Genomic DNA, 10,234 nt, shown 5'->3' on the forward strand with positions numbered 1-10,234 from the left:
GCCGAATCCTGCACCGACGCTGCCGAGCGCGAAGTCGGTGCCTGCGTTGGCGGCTGCGGCATAGCCGAGATCGCGATAGGGTGAGAAGCGGCCCCAGGCCTTGTTGCCGCCGTTGAGCAGGTCGAACACGATTGCGCCCGGAACGAGGGGCACCACGGCGTCCCGGACCCTGAAGCCGCGGCCCTGTTCGGCTAGCCAGGCCTGCACGCCCCCGCCTGCATCTAGGCCGAAGGCGGAGCCGCCTGAAAGCGCGATCGCGTCGACCCGCTCCACGGTATTGGCGACGTCGAGCGTCGAGGCCTCGCGTGTGCCGGGGCCGCCGCCGCGAACGTCGATCGCGGCGACCGCGGGAGAATCGAAGATGATTGCGGTGACGCCGGAAGCGACTTTCGCATCTTCGGCATGGCCGACCCGGACGCCGGCGATATCGGTGAGAAGATTCTTCAAGACGGCCTCGTCACTGAGAGCATTTCGCGATCTGCGATAGCGCAGCGATGCCGCAGGCTCAACTGGAGAGCGCGGCCCTCAGCATCTTGGCGAGCTCGGACTTGCGGTAGGGCTTGGCCAGCAGCAGCACGCCGGAATCGAGCCGGCCGTGATGGACGATGGCATTTTCGGTGTAGCCCGAGGTAAACAGCGTCTTCAGGCCGGGGCGGCGCTTGTACGCTTCGTCCGCCAACTGGCGGCCGTTCATGTTGCCGGGCATGATGATGTCGGTGAAGAGCAGCTCGATGGTCGCGTCGCTGTCGATGATGGTGAGGGCCTCGGCGGCGTTGGCGGCCTCGAGCGCGGTATAGCCGATGCTCCTGACCTGCGTCACGACATACTGCCGCACCAGCGCATCGTCCTCGACGATCAGGATCTTCTCGTTGCCGCCGGCGATCGGCGCGTTCTGCAGCGCCTCGAACTCGGTCTCCTGCACGCCGGTTGAGCGCGGCAGGTAGATCTTCACGCTCGTGCCGTGGTCTTCCTCGCTGTAGATCTTGATATGGCCGCCCGACTGCTTGACGAAGCCGAACACCATGCTGAGGCCGAGGCCGGTGCCCTTGCCGACCTCCTTGGTGGTGAAGAACGGATCGAACACGCGGTCGATCAGCTCGGCGGGAATTCCGCTGCCGGTGTCGCTGACCGCAATCATCACGTAATTGCCGGCGACGACGTCGGGATTCATGCTGGCGTAGCCGTCGTCGAGGAAGATGTTGCGGGTCTCCAGCACGAGGGTGCCGCCCTCCGGCATGGCGTCGCGCGCGTTCAATGCGAGATTGAGGATCGCGGTGGACAGCTGGCCCGGATCGACCAGCGTCGGCCAGGCATCCTCGGTGAGCTGCGGCATGATGGTGATCTGCTCGCCGAGCGTCGGATGCAGTAGCTTGGCGGCTTCGAGCACCAGTGCGTTGACGTCGATTTCGCGCGGCTGGAGCGGCTGCTTGCGGGCGAAGGCGAGCAGATGCTTGGTCAGCTGCGCGCCGCGCTCGGCGGCGTCGTCGATCAGCTTGGTGATGGCGGCAAGCTCGGGCCGGTCGGCGACGGCGTCGCTCAGAATGCCGATCGTGCCCGTGATGACGGTCAGCACGTTGTTGAAATCGTGGGCGACGCCGCCGGTCAGTTGGCCGATCGAGTCCATCTTCTGGACCTGCCTGAGCTGGGCCTCGGCAGCCTGCTTGTCGGTGAGGTCGCGGCCGATGAAGAAGTGGCGCTTCACCGGCTCCGACCAGGTGCCCATCCAGTTCAGCGCGACCTCGTGGCCGTCATAGTGGTAGTAGCGCGCTTCGAAGCTGCGCTTGACTGCCCCGCGACGGGCTGCACGCATCTCGCTCCGCGTCTTTTCGAGATCGTCGGGATGGATGAACTCGGTCGCGCTGTGCCCGACCATGTCCTCGGGGCCGTAGCCGAGAATGGTCTTCACGCTCGGGCTGACCTGGACGAAATTGCCGTAGCCGTCGGTGACCAGGATCAGGTCCTGCGACGTCTCGAAGATGCGCTGGCGCTCCTCTGTTTCCCGGCGCAGCTTCTCTCGGGCCTGCTTTTCTTCGGTGATGTCGTGGGCAATTTTGGAGGCGCCGATGACCTCGCCGTCATCCGTCCGCAGCGGTGAGATGTTCAGGACGACGTCGAGGGGGCGGCCGTCTTTCCGGATGCGCACCGTCTCGTGTTGAGCGATCGACTCATTAGCGGCGATCCGGTTGAGGATGCCCCTGACCTCGCCCTTGCGATCCGGCGGCACGATGATGTCGATCGGCTTGCCGACGGCTTCGGCGGCGGAGTAGCCGAACAGATGCTCGGCGGCCTTGTTCCAGCCCGTGATGATGCCATCGAGCGACTTGGTGATGATGGCGTCATTGGATGACTCGACCACGGCGCCGTACAGGGCGAGGCGCTTGCCGAAATAGTCGCGTTCCGAGGCCGATTGCTGCCGCAGCTTTCCGACGAGGCCCACCGTACGCGCCTGGACGCGAACATTCTCGATCAGCAGAACCGCGAGCACGAAGGCCGCCGCGGCAAGGCCATAGAGGCGGCCGGCATAGAAGCCGAGATCGAAGCGCGCGACGTTGACGATCGCCGACAGCGCGATGTCGAACAGCCAGGCGCACATCACGACCATCAGCCAGACGTCGATCACCGTATGCGGCCTGCGGAACCAGAGGGAGACGAGGGCGGCAAAGCTCAGCGACCACACGAACGACACGACTCCGATCATGGTCGTCGTGTAGCGGCCCTCGCTGAGCAGGACCGGCAACAGATCGTGCTGCGCGGTGACGATCCATGCAAAAACCACGATCGCGGCGATGACGCCGAGCACGCTGGCACAAATCGCGCGGCCGGCCGTGCCGCTGATCTGGGGGCCGCCATCCTTATCCTTGAGCCAGGCGTAAGCCATCACGCACAGTGGAAAGCCGGCGTGCCAGATCATGTAGAGCCAGACCGTAGTCTGGCGGCCCCCGCCAAAAAGCCCGGCCGGTGCGAACAGTCCGGGAAAGGTGAGGGCATGAACCAGCGCCGCCGCCGCGGTGAAGAGATAGCCGCCCGCGAGCCACAGCAGCGCGCGGGTGCGCAAGATCACGAATTGCGACAGCAGCAGCACGGCCGTGACGATGTCGCTCACGGCGAGCGCGGATTGATAGGAGGCGACGAAGGCCGGAACATGCGGGAGCGGGGTCCCCGCGAAGGGCACGGCCGCCGCGAACAAGACAGAGGACACGCCGACAATCGTGAATGCTGCAGCGCGGTCGGTCGCAGTGGCCGGCATGGTCGAAAGAAAGGTGCTTCGGTCCATTATTGCAGACACGTCCACCTCGCGCAGGCCGGTCTTGGGCAAATCGGTTTTGAGCATTTCCGCAAGTCTCATTCGACCGGCACTCCGCTCATGGTAGCCGGTTCTTGGCGCGCATCGTGAACGGACGGCTGCGACTCAACCGAAAGTTACAGTTTACTTAATCCCGGGGGGAGCACAGAACAAAGATCGGGTAAGGTGCGCTTTACTGGACGGTGCCATTATGCAGGCCGCTACGGCGGGTTCCACGTAGGATCAGACGATTTTGCCGATATCGGGAGATGTTCCATGCCCCGCGTTCTCATCATCGACGATCAGAAGGACGTCCGTGCAATGGTCGCGATCGTGCTTCGGGTTCATCATTTCGAGGTGGTGGAAGCAGAAACCGGTGCGGCCGGGCTGAAGGCGTTCGCGGAAGGCTCCTTTGACGCGGCGATCGTGGACATCTTCCTCGGGGACACCAGCGGCATCGACGTGATCAACAGCCTGCGCGAGCGCGTGCCGGCCCTCCCCGTCATTGCGGTGTCCGGGATGACGACGTTCGATTTCATGGAGCAATCACCCCACCTTGGCAACGTGGCCTGCCTGCAAAAGCCGTTTCGGCCGAACGATCTGCTGCAAGCTCTGCGCAAGGCCCAGGCAGCGGTCGCCGGAGCCCTGCCCGAGGCCGTCTGATCCCGCCGCAAGAAGAAGCGCCCCGGGGGTAGCCGGGGCGCGGGGGTGTGTAGTGGCGGTCCAAAGCGGGCAGCGCGCTCAGGTGCCGCCGCCGGTGATCTCGGCGTAGCCGCCCTTGGCGTCCCACTTGTAGACGACGTAGTCGATCTGCTTGATGTCGCCCTTGGCGTCATACTCGATCGGGCCGATCACGGTGTCCCACTTGCCGGCCTTGATCGTCTCCATCACCTTCTTGGCGTCGGTGGTGCCGGCCTTCTTGGCCGCCTGCGACCACACCTGCATCGCCGCATAGGTGTAGAGGGTGTAGCCTTCGGGGTCGATGTTCTTGGCCTTGAAGGCCTCGACGATCTTCTTCGCCGTCGGCTTCTTGCGCGGGTCGGGGCCGAAGGTGAACAGCGTGCCCTCGCCGGCGGGACCGGTGATCGAGGCGTACTCCTTGTCGGCGAGCGCGTCGCCGGCCATCAGCACGGTCTTTAGGCCCTGGTCGCGCATCTGACGCAGGATCAGGCCGCTCTCCTGATGGTAGCCGCCGACAAAGACGAGGTCGATATTGTCGCGCTTCAGGCGGGAAACGATCGCGTTGAAGTCCTTGTCGCCCTTGTTGTAGGACTCGTACATCTTCTCGGTGATGCCGGCCTTGTTGAGCGCCTTCTTGGTCTCGTCGGCAAGACCCTTGCCGTAGGTGGTCTTGTCGTTGAGGATCGCGATGTTCTTGCCCTTGTAGTTCTTGGCGATGTACTGCGCCGCGATCAGGCCCTGCTGATCGTCACGGCCGCAGACGCGCGCCACGTTCCAGAGCTTGCGCTCGGTGAACAGCGGATTGGTCGAGGCCGGCGTGATCTGGAGTACGTTGCCGTCGGCATAGGCTTCGGACGCCGGGATCGACGACGACGAGCAATAATGCCCGGCCACGAACGGGATCTTCGCGCCGGCGATCTTCTCGGCGATCGAGCGCGCCTGCTTCGGGTCGCAGGCGTCGTCCTCGACGGAGAGCGCGAGCTTCTTGCCGTTGACGCCGCCGGCGGCATTGATGTCGGTCACAGCCATCTCGGCGCCGTTCTTCATCTGGCGGCCGAAGGCGGACTCGCCGCCGGTCATCGGGCCTGCGACTGCGACGGTGACATCCTGCGCGAATGCCGCGCTCGACAGCGCGAGCGATGCGCCGAATGCCAGACCGATGAGCTTCAGTGATTTCATGAGATACCTCGCGGGTGGTCGCCTGTGGAAGTTGCCGGGGCGTGCCCGGTTCAAACCGGCGCCATTCTTGAATGAATTCGAGGAGAAGTCACCGGCAAAATACGGGCATTTGCGGAAGATATGGCGCCACATTCGGCCGCATGCGCCGGGCCCGGAGCCTGCCGTCAGCCGTGGCGGCCACCTTCCAGATAGGCGGCGCGAATCTCGGGGCGCTGCAACAATTCGGTGCCGGTCCCTGCCAGCGTGATCAGGCCATTGACCATGACATAGCCGCGATGGGCGAGCTTGAGCGCATGGTTGGCGTTCTGCTCGACGATCAGGACGGTCAGGCCGTCCTGCCGGTTGAGGGTCCTGATGGCGTCGAAGATCTGCCGGGCGATCAGCGGTGCCAGTCCAAGCGAGGGCTCGTCGAGCAGGAGCAGACGGGGGCGGCTCATCAGCGCGCGGCCGATGGCCAGCATCTGCTGCTCGCCGCCGGAGAGAGTTCCGCCGCGCTGGCCGTAGCGTTCCTTCAGCCGCGGAAACAGCGCGAAGACGCGCTGCAGTGTCGCCTCGCGCTCAGCCTCCGTGCAGTCGGTGGCATCCGCCCCCATCTGGAGGTTTTCCGCCACGCTCATGCGCGGGAAGATGCGGCGGCCTTCCGGCGACTGTGCGATGCGCAGATGTGCGATCTCGTGGGTGGGCACGGTGGTGATGTCGCGGCCTTCGTACAGGATCTGTCCGGCGCGGGCCCGCGGCTTGCCGAAGATCGTCATCATCAACGTCGACTTGCCGGCGCCGTTGGCGCCGATCAGCGCCACGATCTCGCCGGCATTGATCTCGACGTCGACGCCCTTCAGCGCCTCGATCTTGCCGTAGGCGGCGCGAAGACCGCGGATCGCGAGCAGGGGCGACGTCACGTCCCGCTCTCCATCACGGCCACGGCCTCGTCCTCGTCCGCGCCGAGATAGGCGGCGATCACCTTGGGATCGTCGCGAACCTCCCGTGGCGTGCCTTCGGCGATCTTCACGCCATGATCCATCACCACGATGTGGTCGGAGATCTCCATCACCACCGACATGTCATGCTCGATCAAGAGGATCGAGGTGCCGAGCTCGTCCCGGATCGAGAGCAACAGCTCGCTCAGGGCCGCGCTCTCGCGTGCATTGAGGCCGGCCGCCGGCTCGTCAAGGCACAACAGCGCAGGCTCGGTGCACATGGCCCGGGCGATCTCGAGCCGGCGCTGGTCGCCATAGGCGAAATTGCCCGCGGCATCGTCGGCGCGGTCGAGCAGATTGACGCGCTTCAGCCAGTCGGTGGCAAGATCGATCGCGCGTTTCTCAGCTTCGCGGTAGGAGGGGGCCCCGACGAGGCCGAGGAAGGTGAAGCCGGAGGCGCGCAACAGCGCGTTGTGCTGCGCCACCATCAGGTTTTCCAGCGCGGTCATGCCGGGAAACAGGCGGATGTTCTGGAACGTGCGCGCCACCCTGGCCTGCTTGGCGATGCGAAAATCGTTGAGCCGCTCCAGCGCGACAACTTTGCCGTCGTCATGGCTCAGGCGAATGGTGCCGCCGGTCGGCTTGTAGAACCCGGTGATGCAGTTGAAGACCGTGGTCTTGCCGGCGCCGTTCGGCCCGATCAGCGCTGTGATCTTCTTTCGCTCGGCGGCGAACGAGAGGTCCTGCACGGCGACGATGCCGCCGAAGCGCATGGTGAGCCGCTCGACGCTGAGAATGGTGTCGCCGCTCATCCGTGCCCCTCCTTGACGAGGTCGGAGGAGATCGCTTTCGCCTTGGTCAGATACACGGTGGGCGCGCGGTGGCCGACCAGGCCGCGCGGCCGCCAGATCATGATCAGCACCATCGACATGCCGAACACCAGCATGCGGTAGTTCTCGAGGCCGCGGAACAGCTCGAAGCCGCCGATCATGGCGAGCGCGGCAAGCGCGACGCCGAGCTGCGAGCCCATGCCGCCGAGCACGACGATGGCGAGCACCAGCGCCGATTCCTGGAAGGTGAAGGATTCCGGGCTGATGAAGCCCTGGCGGGTGGCGAAGAAGGCACCGGCGAAACCGCCGAACATGGCGCCGGTCGCAAACGCCGTGAGCTTGGTGGTCGTGGTGTTGATTCCGAGCGCGCGGCAGGCGACCTCGTCCTCGCGCAGGGCTTCCCAGGCCCGGCCGATCGGCAGACGGCGCAAGCGGATCGTCACCCAATTGGTCAGCAGCGCAAGCGCCAGGATCAGGTAGAACAGGAAGACGATGCGGTGGGTCGCCGAATATTCGATGCCGAGCCTGGCGGCCAGCCCGTCATCGCTGTTGTCGAGCGGGATGCCGAAGAAGGAAGGACGCGGAATGCCGGAGACGCCGTTCGGGCCGCCCGTCAGATCCTGCCAGTTGATGATGACGAGCCGGATAATCTCGCCGAATGCGAGCGTCACGATGGCGAGATAGTCGCCGCGCAGGCGGAGCACGGGGAAGCCGAGCAGCACCCCCCAGAACGCGGCGAGAATGCCGGCGAGCGGCAGGCAGATCCAGAACGACCAGCCGAAATTGGTGGCGAGCAGTCCGTAGGAATAGGCGCCGACCGCATAGAAGGCGACGTAGCCGAGGTCGAGCAGGCCGGCGAGCCCGACCACGACGTTCAACCCCCAACCCAGCATCACGTAAGTGAGCACGAGGATCGCGAGGTCGAGGATGTAGCGCTGATTATAGAAGATGACGGGCACCAGCACCGTGAAGATCAGCAGCGCCGGCGCGACGTAGCGGCCGAGCAGGGACACGCCGCTTTGCACGGCCGGCGGCACCAGCTTCTCGGCGCCGGTCGGACCGATCCATTGCCGCAGCAGCTCGATCACGATCGAGCCGCCGAACACCGCGACGACGAGCGAGGCCAGCTCGCCGAATCGCGTCCAGTAGGTGAGCTGACCGTCCGAGCCCGCCTCGGTGCGGATGCCGACCATCAGTGAGAACAGCACCAGCGCGATGAGCGCGTTGACGAAGGCGGTCTTGAGGAGGGCGGAGATGCCCGTTGCAGGTTTGGCCGTATGGGTCGAGGGAGCTGTCACGCGGCGGTCCGTCAGACTTTTTCGACTTCGGGACGGCCGAGCAGGCCGGTCGGCATGAAGATCAGCACGACGATCAGGATCGAGAACGCCGCGACGTCCTTGTACTCGACCGAGAAATAGGCCGACCAGAACGTCTCGATCAGGCCGATCGCGAGGCCCCCGAGCATGGCGCCGGGCAGCGAGCCGATGCCGCCGAGCACGGCGGCGGTGAAGGCCTTGATGCCGGCGACGAAGCCCATGAAGAAATCGACCAGGCCGTAATAGAGCAGGTACATCAGGCCCGCGACTGCGGCCAGCGCGGCCCCGATCACGAAGGTCATGGAGATGGTGCGGTCGACATTGACGCCGAGCAGCGCCGCCATGGTCTGGTCCTGCTCGCAGGCGCGCATGTCGCGGCCGAGGCGGGTGCTCGACACCAGCCAGGTGAAGATCGCCAGCAGCACGATGGTGGTGACGACCACCATGATTTGGATGTTGGAGAGCTGGATCACGAAGCCGTCCGGGCTCTCGTGCAGCGTGTAGCCGCCGGTGATGAAAGGCGGGATCGGCTTGACGCGCGCGCCCTGCGCGACTTGCGAATAGTTGGTGAGCACGAAGGACATGCCGATCGCCGATAGCATCGGGGCGAGGCGGAAGGAATGGCGTAGCGGCCGGTACGCGATGCGCTCGATGGTCCAGCCATAGAGCGCGGTGATCGCCATCGAGACCAGCAGCACCACGAGCAGGATCAGCGGGATTGCGGTGAGTCCGAACGAGATCAGGATCAGGAAGGTGATCAGGGCGATGAAGCCGCCGATCATGAAGACGTCGCCGTGAGCGAAGTTGATCATGCCGACGATGCCGTAGACCATTGTGTAGCCGATCGCGATCAGGCCGTAGATGGAGCCGAGCACGAGGCCGTTGATGAGCTGCTGGGCGAAATAATCCATAAGCTGCCGTTACCCAAACTTGTCGCGGCTCAAAGGGAGCTCTTGCAGAGAGTTCTTGGGCCCCGGCAGCCCTTGAGCGTCATCTGGTTTTGTAACAGGACGGAACTGGCGGCTGCAACCGGCCTGACCTCGGCAATCCGGCTTGTACAGAGATCATTTCGCGCTTCGGTTCCCGCGTGCCGAGGAACCTGGTTCCCGGCAACCAAAATGGATGCCGCCCGTTGTCTCGTCTCTGACGTCCAACAAGGGAGTTCCCCGAATGACGAAGCAGCAGAACCAGAATCCGGATCAGCAGAGTCAGAACCCGGGCCAGCAGCGCCCAGGTCAGCAACCCGGGCAGCAGCAGGGCGGTGGTCAGAAACCCGGACAGCAGAACCAGGATCCGCGTCAGGGCGATCGGCCTGGCCAGCAGCAGGGCGGCCAGCGCGGCCAGGAATAGTAAGTTCGGGAGTCGAGGATCGAGGAGGCCCCGCCGCAAGGCGGGGCCTTTTTCTCTGCTTGGCGTCATTCCGGGGCGATGCAAAGCATCGAACCCGGAATCTCGAGATTGCGGGTTCGGCTCTCTAAGCCGCCCCGGAACCACAGAGCGAAATCCGGCCCAGTTAAGGTAAACAAACGGTTTAAATTGCCGCCACAGTCTGGTGCGAGTTAGCTCCGGCGAAGCCGCCGCCTTTCGAGGAGGGGCTCGGCGAACCAGGCGGGAAGCGGCATGTTTAGGAATTGGCGGATCGGTTCGGTCAACGGCGCGCTGCTGGCGGCCTACTTCATTCCGGTATGGATCCTCGTCGCTTTCAACATCATCGTCGCCCCTGTGCACGGCCTCTATGAACGGCCGAGCGTCGCGGTGGCGCTGTACCTGAGCGACCACCTGCAAATGGCAGGCATGGACACGGTGCGCGCGGCCTGGCTGCTCGCGCTGGGACGTCTCACAGTCGTTGCGTTCTTTGCGATCTATCTCGTGCTGCTCTGCATTCCGCGAACCCGCAGAAGCGGCGGCAGCGACGAGGCACTCGGCATTGCACTGGCAATCGGCAGCCTGATTTCGTTTGCCAGCATGGTGATGGCCTCGAAGGTCGGCGAGATGGCCGCGCTGCGGCTGCATGCCACCGAGCTGCTC

At 64.7% G+C, this 10,234-nt stretch carries 10 protein-coding genes; 3 read left to right on the plus strand and 7 right to left on the minus strand.

Going from position 1 to position 10,234, the window contains the following annotated elements:
* Positions 1-447 (minus strand): P1 family peptidase (locus tag JHD07_RS12990; protein ID WP_291622641.1); only part of this gene is annotated, 447 nt, incomplete at its 3' end.
* A 58-nt stretch (positions 448-505) separates the two neighbouring features.
* Positions 506-3,331 carry a PAS domain S-box protein gene (locus JHD07_RS12995; protein WP_291622643.1) on the minus strand — a complete coding sequence of 942 codons (2,826 nt, stop codon included), beginning with the start codon at positions 3,329-3,331 and terminating at the stop codon, positions 506-508.
* 228 nt (positions 3,332-3,559) lie between these two features.
* Here JHD07_RS12995 and JHD07_RS13000 point away from each other — a divergent pair, with 228 nt between their 5' ends.
* Complete coding sequence (locus tag JHD07_RS13000) at positions 3,560-3,946, plus strand: response regulator (protein ID WP_291622645.1); 387 nt, start codon at positions 3,560-3,562, stop codon at positions 3,944-3,946.
* A 78-nt stretch (positions 3,947-4,024) separates the two neighbouring features.
* Here JHD07_RS13000 and JHD07_RS13005 read toward each other — a convergent pair whose 3' ends face one another.
* The 5 genes from JHD07_RS13005 to JHD07_RS13025 all read right to left on the minus strand — a co-directional run bounded on the left by JHD07_RS13005 (position 4,025) and on the right by JHD07_RS13025 (position 9,117).
* The gene (locus JHD07_RS13005) at positions 4,025-5,143 is read right to left on the minus strand and encodes a branched-chain amino acid ABC transporter substrate-binding protein (RefSeq protein ID WP_291622647.1); all 1,119 of its coding nucleotides are present in this window, start codon (positions 5,141-5,143) and stop codon (positions 4,025-4,027) included.
* A 164-nt stretch (positions 5,144-5,307) separates the two neighbouring features.
* Positions 5,308-6,042, minus strand: a complete 735-nt coding sequence (locus tag JHD07_RS13010) for an ABC transporter ATP-binding protein (RefSeq protein ID WP_291622649.1) — start codon at positions 6,040-6,042, stop codon at positions 5,308-5,310.
* The gene (locus JHD07_RS13015) at positions 6,039-6,872 is read right to left on the minus strand and encodes an ATP-binding cassette domain-containing protein (RefSeq protein WP_291622651.1); all 834 of its coding nucleotides are present in this window, start codon (positions 6,870-6,872) and stop codon (positions 6,039-6,041) included. The genes JHD07_RS13010 and JHD07_RS13015 overlap by 4 nt, the downstream gene beginning before the upstream one ends.
* Complete coding sequence (gene livM / locus JHD07_RS13020) at positions 6,869-8,188, minus strand: high-affinity branched-chain amino acid ABC transporter permease LivM (protein ID WP_291622654.1); 1,320 nt, start codon at positions 8,186-8,188, stop codon at positions 6,869-6,871. The genes JHD07_RS13015 and livM overlap by 4 nt, the downstream gene beginning before the upstream one ends.
* An 11-nt stretch (positions 8,189-8,199) precedes the next feature.
* Positions 8,200-9,117 (minus strand): branched-chain amino acid ABC transporter permease LivH, encoded by a 918-nt coding sequence (locus JHD07_RS13025; RefSeq protein WP_291622656.1) that lies wholly within the window; start codon positions 9,115-9,117, stop codon positions 8,200-8,202.
* Between the two features lie 259 nt (positions 9,118-9,376).
* Here JHD07_RS13025 and JHD07_RS13030 point away from each other — a divergent pair, with 259 nt between their 5' ends.
* A complete protein-coding gene (locus tag JHD07_RS13030) occupies positions 9,377-9,556 on the plus strand; it encodes a hypothetical protein (RefSeq protein ID WP_291622658.1) in 180 nt (59 codons plus the stop codon).
* Between the two features lie 270 nt (positions 9,557-9,826).
* Positions 9,827-10,234: hypothetical protein (locus tag JHD07_RS13035; RefSeq protein WP_291622660.1), on the plus strand; the 408-nt coding region annotated here is incomplete at its 3' end.

The sequence above is a fragment of the Bradyrhizobium sp. genome (genome assembly GCF_016462955.1).
GTDB lineage: Bacteria > Pseudomonadota > Alphaproteobacteria > Rhizobiales > Xanthobacteraceae > Bradyrhizobium.

Excerpts from the sequence above, each read along its gene's own strand:
- JHD07_RS13015 (WP_291622651.1), bottom strand. The coding sequence starts at position 6,872 with ATGAGCGGCGACACCATTCTCAGCGTCGAGCGGCTCACCATGCGCTTC.
- JHD07_RS12995 (WP_291622643.1), bottom strand. The coding sequence starts at position 3,331 with ATGCTCAAAACCGATTTGCCCAAGACCGGCCTGCGCGAGGTGGACGTG.
- JHD07_RS13005 (WP_291622647.1), bottom strand. The coding sequence starts at position 5,143 with ATGAAATCACTGAAGCTCATCGGTCTGGCATTCGGCGCATCGCTCGCG.
- JHD07_RS13000 (WP_291622645.1), top strand. The coding sequence starts at position 3,560 with ATGCCCCGCGTTCTCATCATCGACGATCAGAAGGACGTCCGTGCAATG.
- JHD07_RS13025 (WP_291622656.1), bottom strand. The coding sequence starts at position 9,117 with ATGGATTATTTCGCCCAGCAGCTCATCAACGGCCTCGTGCTCGGCTCC.
- JHD07_RS13030 (WP_291622658.1), top strand. The coding sequence starts at position 9,377 with ATGACGAAGCAGCAGAACCAGAATCCGGATCAGCAGAGTCAGAACCCG.